This is a genomic window from Agromyces cavernae (assembly GCF_021044935.1).
Taxonomy (GTDB): Bacteria; Actinomycetota; Actinomycetes; order Actinomycetales; family Microbacteriaceae; genus Agromyces; species Agromyces cavernae.
Genome location: NZ_JAJNMP010000001.1, coordinates 1,121,250 through 1,146,638 on the forward strand (window position 1 = coordinate 1,121,250; position 25,389 = coordinate 1,146,638).

29 protein-coding genes are annotated in these 25,389 nt (G+C 70.7%); 26 read left to right on the top strand and 3 right to left on the bottom strand.

Annotated elements, in window-relative coordinates; translation table 11 throughout:
- Positions 1-30: 30 nt before the first annotated feature.
- Positions 31-1,920, bottom strand: coding sequence for a BglG family transcription antiterminator (locus tag LQ757_RS05205; RefSeq protein WP_231046114.1), 1,890 nt, complete (start codon positions 1,918-1,920; stop codon positions 31-33).
- Positions 1,921-2,144: 224 nt separating this feature from the next.
- Here LQ757_RS05205 and LQ757_RS05210 point away from each other — a divergent pair, with 224 nt between their 5' ends.
- The 16 genes from LQ757_RS05210 to glmM all read left to right on the top strand — a co-directional run bounded on the left by LQ757_RS05210 (position 2,145) and on the right by glmM (position 14,864).
- Positions 2,145-2,456 carry a PTS sugar transporter subunit IIB gene (locus LQ757_RS05210; RefSeq protein WP_231046115.1) on the top strand — a complete coding sequence of 104 codons (312 nt, stop codon included), beginning with the start codon at positions 2,145-2,147 and terminating at the stop codon, positions 2,454-2,456.
- Between the two features lie 88 nt (positions 2,457-2,544).
- Entirely contained in the window at positions 2,545-2,811 is a 267-nt protein-coding gene (locus LQ757_RS05215; RefSeq protein ID WP_231046116.1) for an HPr family phosphocarrier protein, read from the top strand.
- A gap of 42 nt (positions 2,812-2,853) precedes the next feature.
- Positions 2,854-4,533, top strand: coding sequence for a phosphoenolpyruvate--protein phosphotransferase (gene ptsP / locus LQ757_RS05220; protein ID WP_231046117.1), 1,680 nt, complete (start codon positions 2,854-2,856; stop codon positions 4,531-4,533).
- A 19-nt stretch (positions 4,534-4,552) separates the two neighbouring features.
- The gene (locus tag LQ757_RS05225; protein ID WP_231046118.1) at positions 4,553-6,163 is read left to right on the top strand and encodes a PTS mannitol transporter subunit IIBC; all 1,611 of its coding nucleotides are present in this window, start codon (positions 4,553-4,555) and stop codon (positions 6,161-6,163) included.
- 133 nt (positions 6,164-6,296) lie between these two features.
- On the top strand, positions 6,297-6,737 hold the full coding sequence (locus LQ757_RS05230) for a PTS mannitol transporter subunit IIA (protein WP_231046119.1): 441 nt from the start codon (positions 6,297-6,299) through the stop codon (positions 6,735-6,737).
- A complete protein-coding gene (locus LQ757_RS05235) occupies positions 6,734-7,885 on the top strand; it encodes a mannitol-1-phosphate 5-dehydrogenase (protein ID WP_231046120.1) in 1,152 nt (383 codons plus the stop codon). Before LQ757_RS05230 ends, LQ757_RS05235 begins: the two co-directional genes overlap by 4 nt.
- A 194-nt stretch (positions 7,886-8,079) precedes the next feature.
- Positions 8,080-8,301 carry a translation initiation factor IF-1 gene (gene infA / locus LQ757_RS05240; RefSeq protein ID WP_011186713.1) on the top strand — a complete coding sequence of 74 codons (222 nt, stop codon included), beginning with the start codon at positions 8,080-8,082 and terminating at the stop codon, positions 8,299-8,301.
- A gap of 69 nt (positions 8,302-8,370) precedes the next feature.
- Positions 8,371-8,484, top strand: coding sequence for a 50S ribosomal protein L36 (rpmJ, locus tag LQ757_RS05245; protein WP_056734976.1), 114 nt, complete (start codon positions 8,371-8,373; stop codon positions 8,482-8,484).
- 162 nt (positions 8,485-8,646) lie between these two features.
- Positions 8,647-9,027 carry a 30S ribosomal protein S13 gene (gene rpsM, locus LQ757_RS05250; protein WP_231046121.1) on the top strand — a complete coding sequence of 127 codons (381 nt, stop codon included), beginning with the start codon at positions 8,647-8,649 and terminating at the stop codon, positions 9,025-9,027.
- Positions 9,028-9,059: 32 nt separating this feature from the next.
- Complete coding sequence (gene rpsK, locus LQ757_RS05255; RefSeq protein WP_092668574.1) at positions 9,060-9,458, top strand: 30S ribosomal protein S11; 399 nt, start codon at positions 9,060-9,062, stop codon at positions 9,456-9,458.
- A gap of 132 nt (positions 9,459-9,590) precedes the next feature.
- Complete coding sequence (locus tag LQ757_RS05260) at positions 9,591-10,577, top strand: DNA-directed RNA polymerase subunit alpha (protein ID WP_231046122.1); 987 nt, start codon at positions 9,591-9,593, stop codon at positions 10,575-10,577.
- A 43-nt stretch (positions 10,578-10,620) separates the two neighbouring features.
- On the top strand, positions 10,621-11,157 hold the full coding sequence (gene rplQ, locus LQ757_RS05265) for a 50S ribosomal protein L17 (protein ID WP_231046123.1): 537 nt from the start codon (positions 10,621-10,623) through the stop codon (positions 11,155-11,157).
- 265 nt (positions 11,158-11,422) lie between these two features.
- On the top strand, positions 11,423-12,367 hold the full coding sequence (gene truA / locus LQ757_RS05270) for a tRNA pseudouridine(38-40) synthase TruA (RefSeq protein ID WP_231046124.1): 945 nt from the start codon (positions 11,423-11,425) through the stop codon (positions 12,365-12,367).
- A gap of 136 nt (positions 12,368-12,503) precedes the next feature.
- Positions 12,504-12,950, top strand: a complete 447-nt coding sequence (rplM, locus tag LQ757_RS05275) for a 50S ribosomal protein L13 (protein WP_157423236.1) — start codon at positions 12,504-12,506, stop codon at positions 12,948-12,950.
- A 43-nt stretch (positions 12,951-12,993) separates the two neighbouring features.
- A complete protein-coding gene (rpsI, locus tag LQ757_RS05280; protein WP_231046125.1) occupies positions 12,994-13,479 on the top strand; it encodes a 30S ribosomal protein S9 in 486 nt (161 codons plus the stop codon).
- Between the two features lie 23 nt (positions 13,480-13,502).
- A complete protein-coding gene (gene glmM, locus LQ757_RS05285; RefSeq protein WP_231046126.1) occupies positions 13,503-14,864 on the top strand; it encodes a phosphoglucosamine mutase in 1,362 nt (453 codons plus the stop codon).
- A gap of 53 nt (positions 14,865-14,917) precedes the next feature.
- Here the strand turns inward: glmM and coaA are convergent, their stop codons facing one another.
- Positions 14,918-15,874 carry a type I pantothenate kinase gene (gene coaA, locus LQ757_RS05290; protein ID WP_231046127.1) on the bottom strand — a complete coding sequence of 319 codons (957 nt, stop codon included), beginning with the start codon at positions 15,872-15,874 and terminating at the stop codon, positions 14,918-14,920.
- A 115-nt stretch (positions 15,875-15,989) separates the two neighbouring features.
- On the opposite strand from coaA, the gene glmS reads away from it, so the two are divergent.
- The 10 genes from glmS to LQ757_RS05340 all read left to right on the top strand — a co-directional run bounded on the left by glmS (position 15,990) and on the right by LQ757_RS05340 (position 24,090).
- A complete protein-coding gene (gene glmS / locus LQ757_RS05295; RefSeq protein WP_231046128.1) occupies positions 15,990-17,840 on the top strand; it encodes a glutamine--fructose-6-phosphate transaminase (isomerizing) in 1,851 nt (616 codons plus the stop codon).
- A 19-nt stretch (positions 17,841-17,859) separates the two neighbouring features.
- Positions 17,860-18,228, top strand: a complete 369-nt coding sequence (locus tag LQ757_RS05300; protein ID WP_231046129.1) for a holo-ACP synthase — start codon at positions 17,860-17,862, stop codon at positions 18,226-18,228.
- A complete protein-coding gene (gene alr / locus LQ757_RS05305) occupies positions 18,225-19,373 on the top strand; it encodes an alanine racemase (protein WP_231046130.1) in 1,149 nt (382 codons plus the stop codon). Before LQ757_RS05300 ends, alr begins: the two co-directional genes overlap by 4 nt.
- A complete protein-coding gene (gene tsaE / locus LQ757_RS05310; RefSeq protein ID WP_231046131.1) occupies positions 19,373-19,867 on the top strand; it encodes a tRNA (adenosine(37)-N6)-threonylcarbamoyltransferase complex ATPase subunit type 1 TsaE in 495 nt (164 codons plus the stop codon). The genes alr and tsaE overlap by 1 nt, the downstream gene beginning before the upstream one ends.
- A gap of 16 nt (positions 19,868-19,883) precedes the next feature.
- A complete protein-coding gene (tsaB, locus tag LQ757_RS05315; RefSeq protein WP_231046132.1) occupies positions 19,884-20,519 on the top strand; it encodes a tRNA (adenosine(37)-N6)-threonylcarbamoyltransferase complex dimerization subunit type 1 TsaB in 636 nt (211 codons plus the stop codon).
- A complete protein-coding gene (rimI, locus tag LQ757_RS05320; RefSeq protein WP_231046133.1) occupies positions 20,516-21,097 on the top strand; it encodes a ribosomal protein S18-alanine N-acetyltransferase in 582 nt (193 codons plus the stop codon). Before tsaB ends, rimI begins: the two co-directional genes overlap by 4 nt.
- On the top strand, positions 21,094-22,149 hold the full coding sequence (tsaD, locus tag LQ757_RS05325) for a tRNA (adenosine(37)-N6)-threonylcarbamoyltransferase complex transferase subunit TsaD (protein WP_231046134.1): 1,056 nt from the start codon (positions 21,094-21,096) through the stop codon (positions 22,147-22,149). The genes rimI and tsaD overlap by 4 nt, the downstream gene beginning before the upstream one ends.
- A gap of 154 nt (positions 22,150-22,303) precedes the next feature.
- Positions 22,304-22,726, top strand: a complete 423-nt coding sequence (locus LQ757_RS19370; RefSeq protein ID WP_231046135.1) for a DUF4190 domain-containing protein — start codon at positions 22,304-22,306, stop codon at positions 22,724-22,726.
- A gap of 51 nt (positions 22,727-22,777) precedes the next feature.
- Positions 22,778-23,578, top strand: coding sequence for a DUF4190 domain-containing protein (locus tag LQ757_RS05335; RefSeq protein ID WP_231046136.1), 801 nt, complete (start codon positions 22,778-22,780; stop codon positions 23,576-23,578).
- 17 nt (positions 23,579-23,595) lie between these two features.
- Positions 23,596-24,090, top strand: a complete 495-nt coding sequence (locus tag LQ757_RS05340; RefSeq protein WP_231046137.1) for a hypothetical protein — start codon at positions 23,596-23,598, stop codon at positions 24,088-24,090.
- Positions 24,091-24,157: 67 nt separating this feature from the next.
- On the opposite strand, the gene LQ757_RS05345 is transcribed toward LQ757_RS05340, so the two are convergent.
- On the bottom strand, positions 24,158-25,345 hold the full coding sequence (locus LQ757_RS05345) for a class I SAM-dependent methyltransferase (protein WP_231046138.1): 1,188 nt from the start codon (positions 25,343-25,345) through the stop codon (positions 24,158-24,160).
- Between the last annotated feature and the right edge of the window lie 44 nt (positions 25,346-25,389).

Consider the following 25,389-nt stretch of genomic DNA (forward strand, 5'->3'; position numbering starts at 1 on the left):
GGCCTTCCCTCGGGCTCCCTCAGCTGCGGGCTAGCCTTCGGGCTCCATGAGCCGCGACAGCTCGGCGAGCAGCCCCTGGTAGTCGGTGGCGCCGTGCACGAGCCGCTGTACGTTGTCGCGCTCCGAGAAGGTCTCGACGAACTGGTCGAACACCTCCTGGAACTCGGCTCGGCCGGCCCCCGAGAAGGCGATGAGCGCCACGACGTTGACGCGCGCGCCGTCCCAGTCGATCGGGACCTCGTCGATCGCGATCGCGATCGCGGTGCGCGTGGCCGTCATGGTCATGGCGTGCGGCACCGCGAGGTGCTCGGTGAACGCGGTCGACGACATGCGCTCGCGTTCGAGGGTGCCCTCGAGATAGGCGCGATCGATGACGCCGGCGGCGATCATGCGCTCGCCGAGCACCGTGATGACCCCTTCGCGGTCGTGACCGCGCATGCCGCGCACGAACAGGTCGGGTGCGATGTAGCGCGAGAGGGCCGCCGCGAGACGTGCCTGCCGGCGCGCGCGACGGATGCGTGAGACCTCGGCCCTGACACGGGAGAGGTCGTCGTCGGTCGGGAACGGCGAGATGCGCACGAGGTGCTCGACGGGTGCGGTCGGCTCGATCACCGACACGATGAGTTCCGCCCGCACCGTCGCCCAGTCGACGTCGGACCGGTCGATGAGCTCGACGAGCTCGACGTCGGGCCCGAACTCGCCGCGCACCCGTTCGGCGAGCACGGTGTGCACGTCGTGGTAGGCGGGGGCGACGACTGCCACCCGCACGCGCTCGAGTGCGGCGCGCCGTTGCTCGAGGTACGCCCCGACGTGCATCGCGATGTACGCGATCTCGTCTTCGTTCACGACGATGCCCTCGCTCTGCGCCAGCTCGCTCGCGATGTACACGGCGAGGTCGTAGGTGAGCGGGTACGCCGACTTGATCGTCGCCGTCAACGGATTGCGCGAGTAGCGCTCCTCGCTCGCCCGCGCCACGAGGTTGTCGACGTGCAGCGCGAGCCGCTCGATGAAGTCGTCGTCGTCGAGTTCGATGAGGTACTCGTCGGCCGCGCGCGACACGATGGCCTGCACGAGGTCTGCCCGCGTCGAGAGCGGAGTCCGACGCCCCGGAGTCGCGAGTCGCGTCGCGGCGCGGGTGCCGAGCAGGCGGGCGAGGTGCCCGAGCTCGGCGTCGCCGATCGCGCGTCCGAAGTGCTCGCGGATGAGGGAGTCGAGCAGGTCCTCGAGGCGCGACGAATCGGATGTCGCTGCGGAGGCCGTCGCGTCGTCGATCGGGTGGTCGTGCGCGGCGCGGTCGAGGGCGATCGCGATGTGCGCCAGCACGTCGCCGAGGCCGTACTCGTTGGGGGCGTAGCCGGCCTCTGCGAGCCGAGCGACGAGCGACGCCCGGAACTGCGGCAGCTCGGGGAACTCCCGGCGGAGCCGGTCGAACGCGTCCGCCCCGCGCGCGGACTCCTCGCGGAACAGCGCGCCGAGCAGCCGCCGTCGGGCCGACTCGGGCCCCGCCATCGTCACCACCGGGCCGCGGCGGGTGAGCGTGAGCCCCGTGCCCTCGAGGCGGGCGCGGATGCGCCGGAGATCGGCCTCGACGGTCGCCTCGCTCACGTAGAGGCGATGTGCGACCTCGTATACGTCGAGGCCCTCGTCAGCGTCGACGAGCGAGCGGATGAGTGCGGCCGCGCGGGCGGCCGGGGTGGTGTCGGGTGCGCGGGAGGCTCCGCGCGCGGCCCAGGCGGCGCGGTCGAGCCGGTATCCGTGCGGGCCCGAGACGATGAGCGTCGCCCCGTCGGCGTTCGCCCGGGTGACGTAGCTGCGGATCGTGCGGGGCGTGACGTCGAGTCGCTCGGCGAGCGCGGCCGCGGTCGTCCACCCGCCGTACTCGGCGAGGATCTCGACGAGTCGCTCCCACTTCTCGGCCAACACTGCTCCCGGGTCGCTGCCCGAGCCACACGGCGCCGGGCGGTGCAGCAAGTCAACCACCCGCCGTGGACGCCCGGTGGCGATCGCAACGGAATTTCCGGGGGTGCGGAAGCTGATCTGGTGGAGTCGTGCGCGCTCGAGGAGCAGAATCGTCGCAAGCGGCTGACGCTGCGACCGACACGATCGACGACGACCGGGATGCCGGTTGCGAGGAGGCACAGGCGATGCGCATCATCGTGGTCTGCGGCGCCGGCGCCTCCAGCACGTTCATCGCGCATCGCATCCGCCGCGCCGCGGCCGCCCGCGGCCTCTCCGTACGCGCGCAGGCATCGAGCGCGTCGGCCCTCGACGAGGTCCTCCCGGGTGCAGACGTGCTGCTCGTGGGCGAACACCTCGCCGAGCAGCTCGGCGCCCTGCGCGAACGCGCGGTCGCGGCATCCGTGCCGATCGCCATCCTGCCATCGGGCGCGTCGAGCGCTCTCGACGGTGAGGACGCACTCGACCTGGCCCTCGCGACCGCGGGTGCCCGATCATGAACCGCCACGCGGCTGTACAGGCTCCCTCACGCGTGGCCGGGGGATACGGTGGACGAGGGAGCCGGCACCAGCGATGGGGACGCGGAACATGGTTGAACGCACGGTACGAATCGGATCGACGCACGGCCTGCACGCCCGCCCGGCCAAGCTCTTCACGCAGGCCGCTGCCGCCTCCGGCGCCGCCGTCACGATCACCAAGTCGGGCGGCAAGCCCGTCAACGGGGCGAGCATCCTCGCGGTCATCTCGCAGGGCATCGACCACGGCGACGAGGTCACGCTCGTCGTCGAGGGCGGCGATGAGCAGACGGTGCTCGACGGGCTCGTCGACCTGCTGCTCACCGACCACGACGAGTAGCGCCGGGCGTACGCCTGCCGAACCGATGAGAAGGGGCGTGTGATGCAGATCACGGGAACGGGCATCGGCCAAGGGGTCGCGGTGGGGCCGGTCGTGCGCATGGCCGAGCCGCTGCCCGAACCGGTCGACCGGCCGAGCCACCTCGACCCGAAGCTCGAGGGGGAGCGGGCGAGGGCCTCGATGTCGGTCGTCGCGGCCGAGCTCATGAGCCGCGGCGCGAAAGCCGGCGGGGCCGCACAGGACGTGCTCGAGGCGCAGGCGATGATCGCCGAGGACCCCAGCCTCGTCGACGAGGTCGCGAACCGGCTCGAGAACGGCAAGACCGCCGAGCGCGCGGTCTTCGAGGCGTTCGCCTCGTATCGAGACCTGCTCGCCGGCATGGGCGGGTACATGGCCGAGCGCGCCGCCGACCTCGACGACATCTCGCAGCGCGTCATCGCGCACCTGCTGAAGCTCCCCGCACCGGGAGTGCCCGATCCGGGTCATCCGTTCGTCCTCGTCGCCCGCGATCTGGCCCCGGCCGACACCGCCACCCTCGACCTGGAGAAGGTGCTGGGGCTCGTGACGGTCGACGGCGGCCCCACCTCGCACACGGCGATCCTCGCTCGCGAGAAGTCGATCGTCGCGATCGTCGGTGCAGCGGATGCCACGGGCCTCGCCGACGGCGACACCGTGATCGTCGACGCGGCCAACGGCCTCGTGGTGTCCGACCCGTCGCCCGACGAGATCGCCACGGCCACGACGCGGATCGCGGAGCGCGCGGCGCTCGAGGCGGCACCCGTGACGCCGGGCGCCCTCGCCGACGGCACGTCCGTGCCCCTGCTCGCGAACCTCGGCTCCGCCGACGGTGCCCCCGAGGCCCTGCGGCTCGGCGCCGAGGGCGTCGGGCTGTTCCGCACCGAGTTCCTCTTCCTCGACGCCGACACCGCGCCGAGCGTCACCGACCAGCAGGCGCAGTACACGAAGCTGCTGACCGCCTTCGCCGGGAAGAAGGTCGTCGTCCGCGTGCTCGACGCCGGAGCCGACAAGCCCCTCTCGTTCCTGAACGATGCCGCCGAGGAGAACCCGGCACTCGGGCTCCGGGGCATCCGCGCGTTGCGGCACTCCGAGGTGATCCTGCGCGAGCAGCTCACGGCGCTCGCCGCAGCCGACGCGGCGACCGACGCCGAACTCTGGGTCATGGCGCCGATGGTCGCCACCGTCGACGAGACGCGGTACTTCACCGCGCTCGCGAAGGAGCTCGGCATCCGCGTCGCCGGCGTCATGGTCGAGACGCCGTCGGCCGCGCTCATCGCCGACCGAGTGCTCGCCGCGTGCGACTTCGCCTCCATCGGCACGAACGACCTCACGCAGTACACGATGGCCGCCGACCGCCTGCTCGGCACCGTCGCCAAGCTGCAGGACCCCTGGCATCCCGCCGTGCTGCGTCTCATCGCCGACGTGGGCCGTGCCGGGGCCGAACTCGGCAAGCCCGTCGGCATCTGCGGCGAGGCCGCCGCCGACCCGCTGCTCGCCGTCGTGCTCGTGGGCCTCGGCGCCACGAGCCTGTCGATGTCGCCATCGGCACTCGCAGATGTCCGCGCCTCCCTCGCGCGGTACAGCCCCGACGATGCGAAGTCGCTCGCCGGGGCAGCCCTGGCCGCTGAGGGAGCGGCCGAAGCCCGAGCGGCGGCACAGGCCGTCGCATCCGAGATCACCACGGCGCCCCAAGCAGCGCCGTGATCACCAGAGAGGCATCGCCATGACATCGACATCGACGTCGAGTGACGCGAAGCGGCCGGGGGGAGCCCGCGTCGCAGTCCAGAAGTTCGGAACCTTCTTGAGCGGCATGATCATGCCGAACATCGCGGCGTTCATCGCGTGGGGGTTCATCACCGCGCTGTTCATCCCCGCAGGCTGGCTCGGCTGGTGGGAACCGGTTTCGCCGATCCTCGGCGGGTTCGGCAGCGCTGACGAGATCGGCTGGCCCGGCGCATTGACGGCGCTCGCTCAGACCGAGGACGGGGTGACCTTCCAGCAGTACGTCGGGCTCGTCGGCCCGATGATCACCTACCTGCTGCCGCTCCTCATCGCGAACACCGGCGGTCGCATGGTGTACGGCGAACGCGGTGGGGTGGTCGCCTCGATCGCGACGGTGGGCGTCATCGTCGGCACGAACATCCCGATGTTCCTCGGCGCGATGGTCATGGGTCCGCTCGCCGCGTGGATCATGAAGAAGGTCGACTCGATCTGGGAGAACAAGATCAAGGCCGGCTTCGAGATGCTGGTGAACAACTTCTCGGCCGGCATCGTCGGCATGCTGCTCGCGGTCGTCGGATTCTTCGGCTTCGGCCCTGCGGTGTCCTGGGTCAGCCAGGCGCTCGGTGCGATCGTCGACTGGCTCGTCGCGCTGTCGCTCCTGCCGTTGCTGAGCATCATCGTGGAGCCCGCCAAGGTGCTCTTCCTCAACAACGCCATCAACCACGGTGTGTTCACCCCGATCGGCACCGAGCAGGCGCTCGAAACGGGTAAGTCGATCCTGTTCCTCATCGAGGCGAACCCCGGGCCCGGTCTCGGCATCCTGCTTGCCTACACGTTCTTCGGGGTCGGCCTCGCGCGAGCGAGTGCCCCGGGTGCGATCGTGATCCAGTTCTTCGGCGGCATCCACGAGATCTACTTCCCGTACGTGCTCATGAAGCCGCTGCTGATCGTCGCTGCGATCGCGGGCGGCATGACGGGTGTCGCCACGAACGTCGTATTCAACAGCGGCTTGCGGGCCCCGGCCGCGCCGGGCAGCATCATCGCCGTGATCATCCAGACCGCCAGCGACAGCTACGTCGGCGTCATCCTGTCGGTGGTGCTCGCCGCGACGGTCTCGTTCCTGATCGCGTCGATCATCCTCCGGGCGAGCCGGAAGCGCGATCTCGAGAACGCCGATGCCGGCGACCTGAGTGCGGCGATCGCGCAGACCGAGGCGAACAAGGGCAAGTCCTCGAGCGTGCTCGACAACCTCGCCGCCGCCGGCGTGGCATCCGGAGGAGCGCTGCTCGACGAGGGCGAGACCGCGGCGTTCGAACGCAAGCCCATCCACACCATCGTCTTCGCATGCGACGCGGGTATGGGCTCGAGCGCGATGGGCGCCACCGTGCTCCGCAACAAGATCAAGAAGGCGGGAATCGACAGCGTCGACGTCACGAACAAGGCGATCGCGAACCTGAACGATGATGTCGACCTCGTGATCACCCACCAGGACCTGACGGATCGCGCCAAGCTGCAGTCGCCCAGCGCGCTGCACGTCTCGGTCGAGAACTTCATGAACTCGCCGAAGTACGACGAGATCGTGCACCTGCTCGAGAGCGAGGGCGTGCGCTGATCGATCACGCCGCGCATGCAGCGGCAACCCGGCACCGCGGCAGTCTCGGATCCCGAGGCCGCCGCGGCGTTGGCGGTTCCAGTCGAAGCCGTTCCAGTCGAAGCCGTTCCAGTCGAACCAGAAGGGGAAACCGATGACCGAAGAGATCCTGCCCGCCGCCAACGTGCGGCTCGCCCCCCGCGCGGCCGGCCGCGACGACGCGATCCGCGAGGCGGGCGCGATCCTCGTCGAAGCCGGGGCCGTCGACCCCGCCTACGTCGACTCGATGCTCGAGCGCGAGCAGTCGGTTTCGACCTACATGGGCAACCTGCTCGCGATCCCGCACGGCACGAACGAGGCGAAGGACGCGATCCGCCGGTCGGCGCTCTCGGTCATCCGGTACGACGAGCCGGTCGACTGGGGCGGCGATGAGGCCCGCTTTGTCGTCGGCATCGCCGGCATCGAGAACGAGCACCTCGACATCCTCTCGAAGATCGCGATCATCTTCTCGGACGACGACGAGGTGCAACGCCTCGTCGACGCGACGTCCGCCGAGCAGCTGCACGCGCTGCTCTCCGAGGTCAACGCGTCGTGAAGGCCGTGCACTTCGGCGCCGGCAACATCGGGCGCGGTTTCGTCGGACTCATCCTGCACGACGCCGGGTACGAGGTCGTGTTCGCCGACGTCAACGGTGCGCTGATCGACGAGCTCGCGGCATCTGATCGCTACACGGTGCACGAGGTCGGCGTCGGCGCGCGTGATCGCGTCGTCGACAGCTATCGCGCGGTGAACAGTGCGACGGATGCCGCGGGCCTCGCCCGCGAGCTCGCGACCGCCGACGTCGTGACCACGGCGGTCGGTCCTGCCATCCTCAGGTTCATCGCCCCCCACGTGCTGGCGGCACTGCGTGCCCGTGCCGCCGACGCGCCGCCCCTCGCGGTCATGGCGTGCGAGAACGCGATCAACGCGACCGACCTGCTGCGCGATGAGGTCGCCGCACTCGCCGGTGCCGAAGACTGGACGACGCTCGGGGCGCGCGCGGTGTTCGCGAACACCGCGGTCGACCGCATCGTGCCTGCCCAGGCGCCCGGTGCGGGGCTCGACGTCACGGTCGAGACGTTCTTCGAGTGGGCGATCGAACGGCCGCCGTTCGGCGATGCGCCACCGGTGATCCCCGACGCGCACTTCGTCGACGACCTCGCCCCGTACATCGAGCGCAAGCTGTTCACGGTGAACACCGGGCACGCCGCCACGGCGTACTTCGGATTCCTCGCCGGGCATACGCGCATCAGCGACGCGCTCGCCGACCCTGCCGTCGCTGCCGCCGTCGAACGCGTGCTCGGCGAGACGAGCGCCCTCATCGTCGACAAGCACGAGTTCACCGAGGCCGAGCAGGCGGCCTACCGCGCGAAGATCCTCCAGCGGTTCCGCGACCCCGACCTCCCCGACACCGTCGAGCGGGTCGGGCGGCAGCCGCTTCGCAAGCTCGGCCGTCAGGAGCGCTTCGTCGCGCCTGCCGCCGAACTCGCCGAGCGGGGGTCGCCGGTCGACGGGTTGCTCGCGGCGGTCGGTGCGGCGCTGCGGTTCGACGTGCCAGCCGACCCCGAGAGCGTGCAGCTGCGCCGCATGCTGCACACACGCGGGCCCGTGCAGATCGTGCACGACGTCATGGGCATCGCCCCGGGACATCCGCTGGAGGACGGCCTCGTCGAAGCGGTGGCCGCAGCGGCAGCCTCGCGATAGGCGCGATACGAGCGAATCGGGGCGTTCGCGGCTCGACTGGCGAAATCGCACGGAATCGCCTAAAGTTGACCCTTGGTGTTCTGCACGCCCGCTTCGGCATGCCTGACGACTCGGTCAGACGGCGTCGGGCTGACGCGATCGCATGCAGCATCATCGCACGACCAGCATCCCAAACTCCAAGCGATAGTGAGGCTATGGCCAAGAAAGACGGCGTCATCGAGATCGAAGGCTCGGTCATCGAGGCTCTCCCCAACGCGATGTTCCGGGTGGAACTCACGAACGGGCACAAGGTTCTCGCGCACATCTCAGGAAAGATGCGCCAGCACTACATCCGCATCCTCCCCGAGGACCGCGTGATCGTCGAGTTGAGCCCATACGACCTGACGCGCGGCCGCATCGTCTACCGCTACAAGTAAGGGCTGCTCGGAAAGTAACGGCCCGCGGCACCCCGCGGGTACGAGGACAGCGAATTCCAAGGAACCACCATGAAGGTCAACCCCTCCGTCAAGCGCATCTGCGACAAGTGCAAGGTCATCCGCCGCCACGGCCGCGTGATGGTCATCTGCGAGAACCCGCGCCACAAGCAGCGCCAGGGCTAGTCGCCAGACGTGCGGGGCGCGCCGAGTGCGTGCCCCGCGACATCCACAACTGAACACCGCATCGGCAATGCCAGAACCCGCTCACGCGGGTGACACCTCGGGTTGGAGGCCCGGGCACCGGCACTGCTCCACACCTCCACTTCGAAACAGGAGAAGCCACACATGGCACGTCTGGCAGGAGTCGACATCCCGCGCGAGAAGCGCGTGGAGATCGCACTGACTTACATCTACGGCGTCGGCCGCACGCGAGCGCTCACCACGCTCGCCGAGACCGGCATCGACGGCAACATCCGCGTGAAGGACCTCAGCGACGACCAGCTCGTCGCCCTGCGCGACTACATCGAGGCCAACTTCAAGGTCGAGGGCGACCTCCGCCGCGAGGTGGCCGCCGACATCCGCCGCAAGGTCGAGATCGGATCCTACGAGGGCCTGCGCCACCGTCGCGGCCTCCCGGTCCGCGGCCAGCGCACCAAGACCAACGCTCGCACCCGCAAGGGCCCGAAGCGCACCGTCGCCGGCAAGAAGAAGCCCGGCCGCAAGTAACCGCTCGTCGCCAGACCTAGGAGATTTCACACATGGCAGCACCCAAGGCGGCTACTCGCAAGCCGCGCAAGAAGGAAAAGAAGAACATCGCCGTGGGCCAGGCCCACATCAAGTCGACGTTCAACAACACGATCGTCTCGATCACCGACACCACCGGTGCCGTGATCAGCTGGGCCTCCTCCGGCGGCGTCGGCTTCAAGGGCTCGCGCAAGTCGACCCCGTTCGCCGCGCAGCTCGCCGCAGAGTCGGCAGCCCGCCAGGCGCAGGAGCACGGCATGAAGAAGGTCGACGTGTTCGTCAAGGGACCCGGCTCGGGCCGTGAGACCGCGATCCGCTCGCTCCAGGCCGCAGGCCTCGAGGTCGGCAGCATCAACGACGTGACGCCCCAGGCGCACAACGGCTGCCGCCCGCCGAAGCGCCGCCGCGTCTAAGCACTCCGAGCCGCGGGCCGGGCGGGCCGCCATGCGCGCCCGCCCGGCCACGCGGCATCCGTTCTCACACAACTCAAGATCCTCGACCTCGCAGGTGTCATATAGCGGACACCCTGCCGAAAGGAATCAACAGTGCTGATCGCACAGCGCCCGACGCTCACCGAAGAGAACATCTCGGAGTTCCGTTCGCGTTTCGTGATCGAGCCCCTCGAGCCGGGCTTCGGTTACACCCTCGGTAACTCGCTTCGCCGCACCCTCCTCTCCTCGATCCCCGGCGCGGCCGTGACGAGCATCCGCATCGACGGCGTGCTCCACGAGTTCTCGACGGTCCCCGGTGTGAAGGAGGATGTCACCGAGATCATCCTGAACATCAAGAACCTGGTCGTCTCCAGCGAGCACGACGAGCCCATCACCGCGTACCTGCGCAAGCAGGGCGCCGGTGAGGTCACCGCAGCAGACATCTCGGCCCCCGCCGGTGTCGAGGTGCACAACCCCGACCTGGTCATCGCGACGCTCAACGACTCGGCGAAGTTCGAACTCGAGCTCACGATCGAGCGCGGCCGCGGCTACGTCTCGGCCAGCCAGAACCGCAACGAGTACTCCGAGGCCGGCCAGATCCCGGTCGACTCGATCTACTCGCCGGTGCTCAAGGTCACCTACCGCGTCGAGGCCACCCGTGCCGGCGAGCGCACCGACTTCGACCGCCTCGTGGTCGACGTCGAGTCGAAGCCGGCCATCACGCCGCGCGACGCGATCGCCTCGGCAGGCCGCACGCTCACCGAGCTGTTCGGTCTCGCACGCGAGCTGAACACCGCGGCCGAGGGCATCGAGATCGGCCCCGCGCCGGTCGACGCCGTGCTCTCGAGCGAGCTCTCGATCCCGATCGAAGACCTCGACCTCTCGGTGCGCAGCTACAACTGCCTCAAGCGCGAAGGCATCAACACGGTGTCCGAGCTCGTCGCCCTGAGCGAGTCGCAGCTCATGAACATCCGCAACTTCGGCCAGAAGTCGGTCGACGAGGTCAAGGACAAGCTCACCGAGATGGGCCTGTCGCTGAAGGACTCGGTTCCCGGCTTCGACGGCGCCCACTTCTACACGGGCTTCGACGACGAGAACTAGGCCCCGGCCTGCCCGACCCCTCACTACCTGGAGATAACGAACCATGCCGAAGCCCACCAAGGGCCCCCGCCTCGGAGGCGGACCCGCGCACGAGCGGCTGCTGCTCGCGAACCTCGCGGCTGCGCTCTTCACCCACAAGAGCATCACCACCACCGAGACGAAGGCCAAGCGCCTGCGTCCGCTCGCCGAGCGTCTCGTCACCTTCGCGAAGCGCGGCGACCTGCACGCCCGTCGTCGCGTGCTCGCGGTCATCGGCGACAAGTCGGTCGTGCACGAGCTCTTCGCCGTGATCGCACCGCAGGTCGCCGACCGTGAGGGCGGCTACACCCGCATCACGAAGATCGGCAACCGCAAGGGCGACAACGCGCCCATGGCGGTCATCGAGCTCGTGCTCGAGCCGGTCGTGAAGAAGCAGCGCGCTGCCAAGCCCGCCGCCGAGGCGCCCGTCGCCGACGAGGCTCCGGCCGAAGAGGTTGTGACCGAGGCCGAGGCCACGGTCGACGAGGCCGCCGGCGCCGAGGCGTCGGAGGAGTCCGCCGAGACGCCCGCCGAAGAGGCCGAGGCCGCCGAGGCCAAGTAGTCTCGATCCCTCGCGAAGGGCCCGGATGCCGCGGCATCCGGGCCCTTCGTCGTTCCTGCAGCCCGCTCTGCTGGTGCTCGATCTGCCTCCGAGATGTCGGCTTGCGACACCGACACGCCGGCTCGGGTCCACCGGTCGGCGCCGCTTCGCCCGCGTCATCCGACATTTCGGAGAGGACGGCGGGCGGGTCAGGGCGGGTGGAGGCAGGTCGGGTCGGCGGCGCAGAAGGCCAAGGGAGGCTGTGCGGCCGCCGTAGGCTGGACGCATGCCCGAGAACGAGCCCATCGACACGACGGATGTCGCGGGCCACGCCCTCGACGAGGCCCCGGTCGTACGGCTGCGACTCGGCATCGCCTATGACGGCACCGACTTCAGCGGGTGGAGCCGGCAGCCCGGCCTGCGCACGGTGCAGGGCGTGCTCGAGGAGGCCCTCGCGACGCTCTTCCGGCGCACGGGCGTGGTCCCGAGGCTCACGGTCGCCGGGCGTACCGACGCCGGCGTGCATGCGCTGGGCCAGGTGGCGCACCTCGACGTGCCCGTGGACGCGCTCGCGTCGGTGACCCGCGCCCGCCGCGGCCACCCCGAGCACGACTCCGCTCCCGCGGCTGTGCTCGCCCGCCGGCTCACGGGCATCCTGGGCCACGACGCCGACGTCGTCGTCACGCACGTCGAGCAGGCGCCCGAGGGCTTCGATGCGCGGTTCTCGGCCGTGTGGCGGCGTTACGAGTATCGCGTGGCCGATGCATCCGCTCGCCGTGATCCGCTCGCGCGGCACCGTACCGTCACGTTTCCCCGCGACCTCGACGTCGAGGCGATGGATGCCGCGTCCCGGGGGCTCTGCGGGCTCCACGACTTCGCTGCGTATTGCAAGCCGCGCGAGGAGGCGACCACCATCCGCACGCTGCAGGACTACCGGTGGGCGCGGCGCGACGACGGCGTGCTCGTGGCGTCGCTGCAGGCCGACGCGTTCTGCCACTCGATGGTGCGCGCGCTCGTGGGCGCCGCGGTGGCGGTGGGGGAGGGGCGGCTCGAGGTCGGCGACCCGGCCGGACTGCTCGCCGCCGGCGAGCGCACGAGCGCATTCAAGGTGATGCCGGCGAAGGGTCTGACCCTCACCGAGATCGGCTACCCCGACGACCACGAACTCGAGGCACGCGCCGGGCAGACGCGGGCACGACGCGAATTGCACGTAGACGGGCTCATCGGCTAAGCTCTCCCTTTGGTGCCGTTCTCTGCAGCGGTGCCCGATGTTGAGCCCTCCACCAGGGCGTTCGTCCGCGTCGCGGTCGAACTCCCCCCGGAGTGGGATTCACGAACCCCTCACTCGATCAGAAAGCAGCACTTCCGTGACGCGCACCTATACCCCGAAGTCGAACGAGATCCAGCGCGACTGGGTCGTCATCGACGCGACCGACATCGTGCTCGGTCGTCTCGCGAGCCACTCCGCAGCCCTGCTGCGCGGCAAGCACAAGGCGATCTTCGCCAACCACGTCGACACCGGTGACTTCGTCATCATCGTCAACGCCGACAAGGTGGCCCTCACCGGCCAGAAGCTCGAGCAGAAGAAGGCCTACCGCCACTCGGGCTACCCGGGCGGGCTCAAGGCCGTCGGCTACGCCGAGCTCCTCGAGAAGAACCCCGTCCGCGCCGTCGAGAAGGCGATCCGCGGCATGCTCCCGAAGAACTCCCTCGGCCGGGCCCAGCTCAAGAAGCTCAAGGTCTACGCCGGCCCCGAGCACCCGCACGCGGCCCAGCAGCCCAAGCCGTACACCCTCACCCAGGTCGCCCAGTAATTCCGGCACCCTCGACGTTCTCGAAATAAGGATTCACACCACAATGGCGAAGATCGCAGACCAGATCGAAGCGGCTCCCGAGAGCTACACGACCGAGAGCGCCCCGGCGGCGGCTCCGGCCACCCCCCGTCCCGTGCTCAACGTCTCGGGTGCGGCCGTCGGCCGTCGCAAGCAGGCCATCGCCCGCGTGCGCGTCGTCCCCGGCGCCGGCACCATCACGGTCAACGGCCGTGAGTTCGCGGACTACTTCCCCAACAAGCTGCACCAGCAGCTCATCACCGACCCGTTCACCGTGCTCGAGCTCACCGGCTCGTACGACGTGATCGCTCGCATCACCGGTGGCGGCCCCTCGGGCCAGGCCGGCGCGCTGCGTCTCGCGATCGCGCGTGCGCTCAACGAGATCGACCGTGAGAACAACCGTCCGACGCTCAAGAAGTCGGGCTTCCTCACGCGTGACGCTCGCGTCATCGAGCGCAAGAAGGCCGGTCTCAAGAAGGCGCGCAAGGCTCCGCAGTTCTCGAAGCGCTGACCCGCGCTTCCGGGCTCTCCTCTATGCCTCGGCTTTTCGGAACCGATGGTGTCCGGGGCCTGGCCAACCGTGAACTCACGGCTGACCTGGCCCTGGGCCTGTCCCAGGCGGCTGCTGCCGTCCTTACCCAGGGGCGCCACGCCGACGAACTCCGCGCGGCGGGCCGCCGCCCCGTGGCGGTCGTCGCGCGCGACCCGCGCGTCAGCGGCGAGTTCCTCACCGCCGCGGTGTCGGCCGGTCTCGCGAGCTCCGGCGTCGATGTGCTCGATGCCGGGGTCATCCCGACTCCCGCGACGGCGTACCTCATCGACTCCATCAAGGCCGACTTCGGCGTGATGATCTCGGCGTCGCACAACCCGGCGCCCGACAACGGCATCAAGTTCTTCTCGTTCGGCGGCACCAAGCTGCCCGACGTCGTCGAAGACCGCATCGAGTCGTACCTCGGCAAGCAGAAGCTCGCCCCCATCGGCGACGGCGTCGGCCGCATCCAGCGCTTCGCCGACGCCGAAGACCGATACGTCGTGCACCTGCTCGGCACGCTGCCGCACCGCCTCGACGGCATCAAGGTCGTGCTCGACTGCGCCCACGGCGCGGCGGCCGGGGTCTCGCCCGAGACCTTCCGGGACGCCGGCGCAGAGGTCGTCGTCATCGGCGCCGACCCCGACGGGATCAACATCAACGACGGCGTCGGCTCGACGCACCTCGACAAGCTGCAGGCCGCCGTGCTCGAGCACGGCGCCGACGTGGGCATCGCGCACGACGGCGACGCCGACCGCTGCCTCGCGGTCGACGCCGCGGGCGACATCGTCGACGGCGACCGCATCATGGCGATCCTCGCCCTCTCGATGAAAGAGCGCGGCAAGCTCACCGACGACACGCTCGTCGTCACGGTCATGTCGAACCTGGGGCTCAAGCGCGCGATGGCCGAGCACGGCATCCGCGTCGTCGAGACGAAAGTGGGCGACCGCTACGTGCTCGAAGCGCTCAGCGCCGAGAAGCTCGCGCTCGGCGGCGAGCAGTCGGGTCACGTCATCATGTCGGAGTACGCGACGACGGGCGACGGCGTGCTCACCGGGCTGCACCTCGTGGCCGAGATGGCGCGCACCGGCAGAACGCTGGCCGATCTCGCTTCGGTCATGACGGTCTACCCCCAGGTGCTCGTCAACGTGCGCGGCGTCGACCACCACTCGCTGCACGACGACGCAGGCATCGCCGCCGCCGTCGCTGCGGCCGAGACCGAACTCGGCGACTCGGGCCGGGTGCTGCTTCGCCCCTCGGGCACCGAGCCGATGGTGCGGGTCATGGTCGAGGCATCCGACCAGCAGACCGCCGAGCGCCACGCGGCAACGCTCGCCGACGTCGTGCGCGAGCGCCTCGCCGTCTGAGACCGGGCGTTCCGATCGAGCGGATGTCCCTCACGGGGCATCCGCTCGTCGTTTCAGAGCTTCCGCAGCAGCACGCTCGAGACGGCGTGGTCGGCGCCCTTGCGGAGCACGAGTGACGCGCGTGAGCGGGTCGGCCGGATGTTCTGCAGCAGGTTCGGTTCGTTGATCGACTGCCAGATCTCTCGTGCGCGCTGCCGCGCCTCGACGTCGGACAGGCTGGCGTAGCGGTGGAAGTACGAGCGCGGGTTCGCGAACGCGCCGCGCTGCAGCTTGAGGAACCGCTCTTCATACCAGCGGGCGATGTCGCTCGTACGGGCATCGACGTAGATGGTGAAGTCGAACAGGTCGCTCACCGCGAGGCGGTGGCCGGGGCCGGGCGGTTGCAGCACGTTGAGGCCCTCGACGATGAGCACGTCGGGACGGCGCACCGTGATGTGCGCGTCCTTGACGATGTCGTAGGCCAGGTGCGAGTAGAACGGCGACCGCACCTCGGCGGCCCCGGCCTTCACCTCGCTGACGAACCGCAGCAGGGCGCGCCGATCGTACGACTCGGGAAAGCCCTTGCGCGCCATGAGGCCGCGCCGCTCGAGCTCGGCGTTCGGGAAGAGGAACCCGTCGGTGGTGATGAGCTCGACATGCGGGGTGTGCTCCCACCGGGCGAGCAGCTCGCGCAGCAGGCGGGCGATGGTCGACTTGCCGACCGCGACCGAGCCCGCGACGCCGATCACGAAGGGCGTGGACTCGAACCGCTCGCGCAGGAACTCGCTCGTGACCTTGTGCAGCGACTTCGTGCCGCCGACGTAGAGGTTCAACAGCCGGCTGAGCGGCAGGTACACCTCGGAGACCTCGCGCAGGTCGAGGGGCTCGCCGAGGCCGCGGAGCTGCACGACTTCGGTCTCGCGAAGCGGCGAGGGCATCGACGGCGCGAGCGCCGCCCAATCGGCTCGATCGAGTTCGACGAACGGAGAGAGGTGCGCCGTGTGCGACGACGGGCTCTGCTGATCGGGCACCGTTCCACTGTAGTGCGGCGGGCAGCGCCGCCCCGTCGGCCGGCGGGGCGAGTGCGCAGGGGTGGTGTCGGCCGACGGGGCGAGTGCACAGCCTCGCGCCACTACAATCGCCCCTATGTGTGGAATCGTCGGATATGTCGGAGAGCGCAACAGCCTCGACGTGCTCATGGGTGGCCTGCGCCGCCTCGAATACCGTGGCTACGACTCGGCTGGGGTGGCCGTCGTCGATGACGACGGCTCCATCGAGACGGCCAAGCGCGCCGGAAAGCTGCAGGTGCTCGCCGACGAACTCCAGGCGAACCCGCTGCACCGCGGCGGCACCGGCATCGGCCACACCCGCTGGGCGACCCACGGCGGCCCCACCGACCGCAACGCGCACCCGCACCTCGGCGACGAGGGCCGCCTCGCGCTCATCCACAACGGCATCATCGAGAACTTCGCCGAGCTGAAGGACGAGCTGCTCGCCGAGGGCCTCACGTTCGAGTCGGAGACCGACACCGAGGTCGCCGCCGTGCTGCTCGGCAAGGAGTACCGGGCCACGGGCGACCTGCGCCAGGCGTTCCGCAACACGGTGTCGCGCCTCGACGGCGCGTTCACGCTCCTCGCGGTGCACCGCGAGGAGCCCGGCGTCGTCGTCGGCGCCCGCCGCAACTCGCCGCTCGTGATCGGGCTCGGCGACGGCGAGAACTTCCTCGGCTCCGATGTCGCCGCCTTCGTCGAGTTCACGAAGCGCGCGGTGGCGATCGGCCAGGACCAGATCGTCGAGATCACCGCCGACCAGGTCGCCGTCACCGATTTCGCGGGCGAGCCGGTCGAGGTCGAGCCGTTCGACGTCGAGTGGGATGCCTCGGCCGCCGAGAAGGGCGGATGGTCGTCGTTCATGCGCAAAGAGGTGTCGGAGCAGCCCGAGGCGGTCGCGAACACCCTGCGCGGCCGGGTCGTCGACGACCAGGTCGTCATCCCCGAACTCGCGTCGTTCGGTGACGACGAGCTCCGCTCGATCCGTCGTATCACGGTCATCGCGTGCGGCACCGCCGCCTATGCCGGCATGGTCGCGAAGTACGCGATCGAGCAGTGGTCGCGAGTGCCCGTCGAGGTCGAGCTGAGCCACGAGTTCCGCTATCGCGAGCCCGTGCTCGACGAAGACACGCTCGTCGTCTCGATCAGCCAGTCGGGCGAGACCATGGATACGCTCATGGCCGTGAAGTACGCCCGCGAGCAGGGTGCCCGCACGATCTCGATCTGCAACACGCAGGGTGCCACCATCCCGCGCGAGTCCGACGCGGTCGTCTACACGCACGCGGGGCCCGAGGTCGCGGTGGCGTCGACGAAGGCCTTCGTGGCGCAGATCGCGGCGCTCTACCTCTTCGGACTGCACCTCGCGCGGGTGCGCGGCACCCTGTCGGCCGCCGAGCTCGCGACGCAGCTCGCCGAGCTGCAGGCGGTGCCCGAGAAGCTGGCGTCCGTGCTCGGCGAGTCCGAGAAGGTCGAGCAGCTCGCGCACTGGATGGCCGACACACGCTCGGTGCTCTTCCTGGGCCGCCACGTCGGGTTCCCGATCGCCATGGAGGGTGCGCTGAAGCTCAAGGAGCTCGCGTACATCCACGCCGAGGGCTTCGCCGCGGGCGAGCTGAAGCACGGCCCCATCGCCCTCATCGAACCCGGTCAGCCCGTGTTCGTCGTCGTGCCGAGTCCGCGCGGTTCGGCGAACCTGCACCCGAAGGTCGTGTCGAACATCCAGGAGATCCGGGCTCGCGGCGCGCGCGTCATCGCGATCGCCGAGGCCGGCGACGCCGCGGTGCTGCCGTTCGCCGACGAGGTGCTGCGCATTCCGCTCGCGGCTCCGCTGTTCGAGCCGCTGCTCGCGGTGGTCCCGCTGCAGATCTTCGCGATGGAGCTCTCGCAGGCGAAGGGACTCGACGTCGACCAGCCGCGCAACCTCGCGAAGTCGGTCACGGTCGAGTGATGCAGGGGGCGGGCGCGGCGTGATCGCCGGCATCGGCATCGACGTGGTCGACATCGTGCGCTTCGAGCGCTCGGTGGAACGCACTCCTGCGCTGCTCGAGCGGTTGTTCGCTGAGAGCGAACGGCATCGGCCTGCTCGCTCGCTCGCCGCCCGCTTCGCGGCGAAGGAGGCGCTCATCAAGGCCCTGGGCGGTCACGCCGTGATCCGCTGGCACGAGATGATCATCGTCCAGGACATCGAGGGCAACCCCGACTTCGAACTGTCCGGCGGCCTCGCCGGGCACGTTCGCGACCTCGGCATCGACCGGGTGCACCTGTCGATGAGTCACGACGCCGGCATCGCGAGCGCGTTCGTGGTGCTCGAGTCGCTCGGGGACGAGCGACCATGAGCCGCGCCGACGCCGGCGGCAACCCGCCCTTCCGCGAGGCGGTCGTCGACCTCGACGCCATCGCCCGCAATGTGCGCACCATCGCCGAGCGCGTGGCGCCGACCGAGGTCATGGCCGTCGTCAAGGCGAACGCCTACGGGCACGGCGCGGTCGAAGCCGCGAGGGCGGCGCTCGCGGGCGGCGCGACACGGCTCGGCGTCGCCGACCTCGACGAGGCCTTCGAGCTGCGGCGGGCCGGCATCGACGCGCCTATCCTCGCGTGGTTGCACGATCCCGATGCCGACTTCGCGGACGCCGTCGGCGCGGGCGTCGAGATCGGCGTGTCGAGCCTCGACCAGCTCGAGCGGGCCGCCGCCGCGGGCACGCCGGCGGGCGCGGCCGCCGAGGTGCACCTGAAGGTCGACACCGGGCTCAGCCGCAACGGCGTGCCCGAAGCCGATTGGCCCGGTGTGGTGGCGCGCGCGGCCGAGCTCGAGGGTGACGGGCGCCTGACGGTGATCGGCGTCTTCAGTCACTTCGCCAACACCTCGCGTGAGGTCGACGCGGCCCAGATCGCGGTGTTCGAGCGGGCGCTCGCCCACGCCGTGGCGGCCGGCCTGACTCCCGCCGTCCGCCATCTCGCCTCGTCGGAGCAGGCGATCCGCGATCCGCGCGCCCGCTTCGACCTCGTGCGCATCGGCATCGCCGCCTACGGGCTCACTCCCTTCGGCGACGGCACCACCGGCACCGACCTCGGACTCACCCCCGCGATGACGCTGCGGGCGCGCGTAGCCGCCGTGCGGCATGTCGAGGCGGGGACAGGCGCCTCCTACGGCCACCTCTGGCACGCCGATGCTCCCACGACCCTCGCCCTCGTTCCGCTCGGATACGCCGACGGCATTCCGCGCCATGCGACGGGCGGCGGCGCCGAGGTGCTGCTCGCGGGCGCGCGCCGACCCGTCGTCGGACGGGTCGCCATGGACCAGTTCATCGTCGACGTCGCAGACGCGCCCGTCGCCGTGGGCGACGAAGTCGTCGTGTTCGGCGACCCGGCGAGCGGCGCCCCGACGGCCGACGAGTGGGCCGAGGCCTCCGGCACGATCGGCTACGAGATCGTCACGCGCATCGGGCCGCGGGTACCGCGCCGCTACGTCGGCGGCGCCTGATGCGGCTCGATGTCGTCGACACCGACGCCATGGAGGCGTTCGGCCGTGAGCTCGGCGCGCAGTTGCGGGCCGGCGACCTCGTGGTGCTCACGGGTGCGCTCGGCGCCGGCAAGACGACGCTGACTCGCGGCATCGGCGCCGGGCTCGGCGTACGCGGCCCCGTGCAGAGCCCCACCTTCGTGCTCGCCCGCACCCACCCGAACCTCGCTGGCGGCGCCCCGCTCGTGCACGTCGACGCCTATCGGCTCGGCGATGCCGCCCTCGTCGACGACCTCGACCTCGATTTCGCCGGCTCGGTCGTCGTCGTCGAGTGGGGTGCCGGACTCGTCGACGACGTGAGCGACTCGCGTCTCGAGATCGTCATCGAGCGCCCGATGGGCGCGAGCATGGCGGCCGACCCCCTCAGCAGCGACGAGCTCGACGCCGACGAGCCGCGCACGATCACGGTGCGCGGATTCGGGCCCCGCTGGGCGGGCGGCCCCTACGCCGCGTGAGCGTAGGCTTGCTCTCATGCTCCTCGCGATCGACACCTCGACGGGCACGAGTGTCGCGGTGGTCGGCCGCGACGGTGCCAGTGGCGAGCTGCGCTGTCTCGCCGAGACCGGCACCGACGACACCATGCGCCATGCCGAGGTGATCGGCGGCTTCATCCACGAGGCACTGGCGGTGGCGGGCATCAGCGGCAGCAGGCTCTCGGGCGTCACGGCGGGCATGGGCCCCGGCCCGTTCACGGGCCTCCGCGTCGGCATCGCGGCGGCGCACGCGTTCGCCCTCGGCATCGACCGCCCGTTCGTGCCGGTGGTCAGCCACGATGCGATCGCGTGGAGCCGCTACCGCGCCGGCGACACCGGCCCCCTGCAGGTCGTCACCGACGCGCGCCGCCGCGAGTTCGCCGTCTCCGAGTACGACGGCCTCGACGACGACGGGCTGCCCGTGCGCGTGCTCGGCCCCGAACTCGCCCCCCGCGACGCAGTGCCCGAGGCACGGGGCATCCGCTTCGACGCGACGATCGTCTCGGCCGGCGCGGTCGGCATGCTCGCCGAGCTCGCGTTCGCCGCCGGGCGGCTGCCGCTGGCCGCCGACGCGCCGCTCTACCTGCGCGCACCCGACGTGACGCCCTCTCCCGGAAAGCGGGTGCTCCAGTGAGCGTGCTCATGCGCCGCGCGAAACTCTCCGACCTCGACGCGATCATGCGCCTCGAACGCGAGACGTTCACCGACGACGCGTGGCCCGAAGACGCCATGCGGCGCGAGATCGAGAGCCCGCACGGCTACTACCTCGTCGCGGTCGACGAGCCGATCACGGCGAGCGATGCGGCCGATGAGCCGGGCCCCGCCCTGCGCGGGTACGCGGGCCTCCTCGCGCCGTCGGGAAGCGAGCAGGGCGACATCCAGACCATCGCCGTCGACCCGTCCAGCCGCGGCATGGGCCTCGGCCGAGGCCTCATGCACGCGCTCATCACGGCGGCGCGTCGTCGGCACGTCACCGAGCTGTTCCTCGAGGTGCGGGCCGACAATCCCATCGCCCGAGCCCTCTACGACTCGCTCGGCTTCGAGCAGATCGGCGTGCGGCCGAGGTACTACCGCGGCGGCGTCGACGCCGTGCTGATGCGACTCGTCGTGAAGCCCGCGGTCGCACGGCCCGCCGACGCGTCGGGCGCTGCCGGCGGTGCGGGTGCCGCCGCGTCGGGCGCGAGCGGCACGTCACGCGAGGGGACCCGATGAACCGCGCCGAACCGCTCATCCTCGGCATCGAGACCTCGTGCGACGAGACCGGTGTCGGCATCGTGCGCGGCACGACACTGCTGGCCAACACCATCGCCTCGTCGATGGACGAGCACGCCCGATACGGCGGTGTCGTGCCCGAGGTCGCCGCGCGGGCGCACCTCGAGGCGCTCGGTCCCACGATCCTGGCGGCGCTCGAAGAGGCATCCGTCTCGCTCGACGACCTCGACGCGATCGCCGTCACCAGCGGGCCCGGGCTCGCCGGTGCCCTCATGGTGGGCGTCGGCGCAGCGAAGGCGCTCGCGCTCTCGCTCGACGTGCCGATCTACGCCGTCAACCACCTCGTCGGCCACGTCGGCGCCGACCTGCTCGACACCGCCGATCCCCTCGAGACCCCGACCGTCGCGCTGCTCGTCTCGGGCGGGCACACGTCGCTGCTGCTCGTTCGCGATCTCGTCAGCGACGTCGAGCTGCTCGGCGAGACCATCGACGACGCTGCGGGCGAGGCGTTCGACAAGGTCGCCCGCCTGCTCGGCCTGCCGTACCCGGGCGGCCCCGAGATCGACCGCGCAGCCATCGGCGGCGATCCGAAGGCGATCCGGTTCCCGCGCGGCCTCACCCAGCCGAAAGACCAGGCCGCGCACCGCTACGACTTCAGCTTCTCGGGCCTGAAGACGGCCGTGGCCCGGTGGGTCGAGCAGCGCGAGGCGGCGGGCGAACCGGTGCCGCTCGCCGACGTCGCCGCGAGCTTCCGCGAGGCGGTCGTCGACGTGCTCGTCACCAAGGCCATCGCCGCGTGCACCGACCTCGGCGTGCCGCGACTGCTGCTCGGCGGCGGGGTCATCGCGAACGCGCGGCTGCGCGAGGTCGCCGAAGAACGAACGGATGCCGCGGGCATCGACCTTCGCGTGCCACCCCTCTCGCTCTGCACCGACAACGGCGCCATGATCGCGGCGCTCGGGTCGCAGTTGGTCATGGCCGGGCATCCGCCGTCGGGTCTCGGGTTCGGCGCGGACTCCACGCTTCCCGTGACCGAGATCCGCGTCGCCTGAGGCGTGCCGCGCCCGGGAATGAGGCGATCCCTGTGCACGGTGGGCGCCGCGCGATAGTGTGAGGTCGTACGACCAAGGGTGTCGCGGCGCATCGCCGTGCCCGCGCGATCCGCCGTCCGGCGGTTCGCTCACTGAGTGCATCAAGGGGACCACAGTGACCGATCCGAATCTTCCCGACCAGCCCGCAGGCGGCGTTCCGCCCGTGCCTCCGGCCCCGCCGGCCGGCGCGCCGGCCGCGCCCGCATACAGTGCGCCCGCGGCCCCCGCATACGGCGAGGCCGCTCCCGCCTACGGGCAGGGCGCTCAGCCCGGCGGCAAGACCAATACCCTCGCGATCGTCTCACTCGTCGCGTCGCTCGTCGGCATCTTCACCGGCATCGGGTTCATCGTGGGCATCGTCTGCGGCCACATCTCGCTCAGCCAGATCAAGAAGACCGGCGAGCAGGGTCGCGGCATGGCGATCGCCGGCCTGATCATCGGCTACATCGGCATCGTGCTCTCGATCATCCTCACGATCGTCTTCGTGGTGATCTTCTTCGCGGCGGTCGCGGCCAACCCGGACCTCTACGTCAACTGAGTGCGATTTCCGGCCGAACCCGCAAGCGACCATTGAGAGGAGCGCCCGCCCATGAGCGATCCGAAGAACCCCGACGCACCGAAGGTTCCCGAGGAGCCCACGATCCCCACCGAGCCTGACGAACCGGTGGTTCCGCCGGCTCCCGAGGAGCCGACGTTCCCCTCCGAGCCCGAGCCGACGCTCCCAGGCGAGCCGTCGGAGCCCGAGTTCCCGGGAGCCCCGTCCGCGCCGTCGGTGCCCGACGTGCCGTCGGCGCCCGAGCCGCCCGCGGCACCCGAGCCGCCCGCGGCACCCGAGCCGCCCGCCCCGCCCGCGCCGCCGAGCTACGGCGCCGCGACGCCGCCACCGCCCGCTCCGCCGGGCTCCGGGGCGCCCGCGGCGCCTGCGCCACCCGCTCCGCCGGCCTACGGGGCACCTGCAGCACCGGCAGCCCCGGCGTACGGAGCGCCCGCGGCAGGGGCGCAGACGGGTTACGGCACTCCGTCGGGCTACGGCGCTCCGTCGGCTCCGACCAGCGGTTACGGTTCGCCCGGCTACGTCGCGCCGGCCTACGGCACGGCACCGAGCAAGCCGACGCCGGTCTACAGCCTCATCTCGCTCATCGCGGGAATCGTGGGCATCGTCGGTTCGTTCGTCGTGTTCATCCCGTTCGTCGGCGGCTTCATGCAGCTGTTCATCCCCGGCGCGGCCGTGGTGCTCGGCTTCATCGGCAAGCGCAAAGAGTCCGAAGCGAAGGGCATGTGGCTCACCGGCATCGTGCTCGGCTTCGTCGGCCTCGGCATCGCACTGCTCTCGTTCATCCTGTGGGGGCTCCTGCTCGGGGCGAGCAACATGGGCAGCACGTCGTTCTGAATCCTGGAGCACAACGCATGACCGACCGCGAGCAGGTTCCGCCCCAGGGCGGGGAGCCCGGCCGGGGCGTCGAGGCGGGCGAGGCCGGGTCATCCGTGCCGCCGGTCGCCGACGCCCCGGCTGAGCCGACGCTCCGCGCGAACCCGGCCGTGCGCGAGTTCGACGTGCCGTTCGACACCGGGCAACTCGAGCGGATCTCGACCGGTCAGCTGCTCATCGTGCATCGTCCGGGCGGCGATCTGGTCGAAGCCGCCGAAGAGCAGACCCAACGGCGCGTCTACAGCTGGGTGGCCGCCGTCGCCGGCACCATCGGCGCCGTCGCCTCGCTCTTCGTCGGGTGGATGTTGCCCCTCTCGATCGCCGCGATCGTCTTCGGCGTGCTGGGCCTTCGTCGCGAAGCGGAGGGCCGCGTGCTCTCGTTCGTCGGCATCGGCACCGGGCTCGCCGGGCTCGTGTTCTCGGCGGTGTGGATCGGCTACTACGCGATCGTCTTCGGGGCACTGCCGAACTGAGCCCGGCCGGGTCGCCGCGGCGGTCGGGTCGCCGCGGCCGTCGGCGTTCGGGCTAGCGGTGTTCGGGCTACAGGCGTTCGACGAGCAACGCCACATGCCGGCCCTGCTCGCGTGCGAGCACGAGCGTGGCGCGCTCGGCGCCGCGCAGCTTCAGGCGAGTGCGCAGCGCCGCCGGGTCGACGTCGATGCCGCGCTTCTTGATCTCGAGGGTGCCGATGCCGCGCGCCTGCAGGCCCTGGCGCAGCTGCCGCTCGTCGGCGGGCATCCGTTCGACGACGCGGAACCCGCGCGCGAACGGCGAGTCGAACGCCGTGTCGGCGGTGAGGTACGCGATGCCCGGGCTCAGCATCCACGCGCCGTTGGCGCGCGCCAGATCGCCGATGAGGCGCGCGCGGATGATCGCACCGTCGGGCTCGTAGAGGTAGTCTCCGAGCGGGCCGTCGGGAGCGTCTTCGGCATCGGCGGGCGCGGTCAGCTCGTGTGCTGAGTCGCCGCGGATGACGAGGGCGGCGCGGCCGACTCCCGGCCGGGCCACCTGGCCGAACCACACCCCCAGTTCGACGACGTCGCCGTCGACCGAGATCCACTGGGCTTCGGCGCCGGCCGGGATCACGTCTCGGTCGGTCCCCGGGCCGAGCTTCACACCGACGGCCATGCGGTCGGCGAGCCCGAAGGCGAAGTCGAGGCTGGGGGAGTAGTCGGCGGCGTCGGCGATCCTCGTCGTGGTGCCGCCCGCGGTCGTACGGCGAGCCGGATCGAGCCAGGCGCCCCCGATTCCGCCGAGTGCGACCTGCTCGGCGCGTTCGTGCAGCACCCGTACCCGCGGGAACGGGGTGAGGTTGTACGCCGCGATCGCGGCGGTCACCTCGTCGGCTTCGGCAGCGGTCACCTCGAGGTCGATGGCCGCCATCGCGAGGGCGTCGCCGCCGATGCCGCAGCCGAGGTCGGCGACGTGCCCGATATCGGCACGAGCGAAGCGGCCGGCGTGCAGCGCCGCCACCTGAAGTCGCGTCGCCTGCTCGAGCCCGGGTTCGGTGAACAGCATGCGCGAGGCGAACGGGCCGAACTTGGCCCGGGCGCGGTGCCGCAGCTTCGCCTGGCTGAGCACGGTCGCGACGAGACCGGGCGGATGGCCCTGCTTGCGCAGTTCGGCGACGGTCTTCACGATGTCGGCCTTCACGTCCCACTCGGGCAGGCCGTCGAGCAGCCGCAGGCCTTCGGGCGAGAGCAGTTCGACGAGCTCGGCGCGATCCACCCGGCCACGCTAGCACCCGCCCGCCGGCTGGCACTCACGTTGCA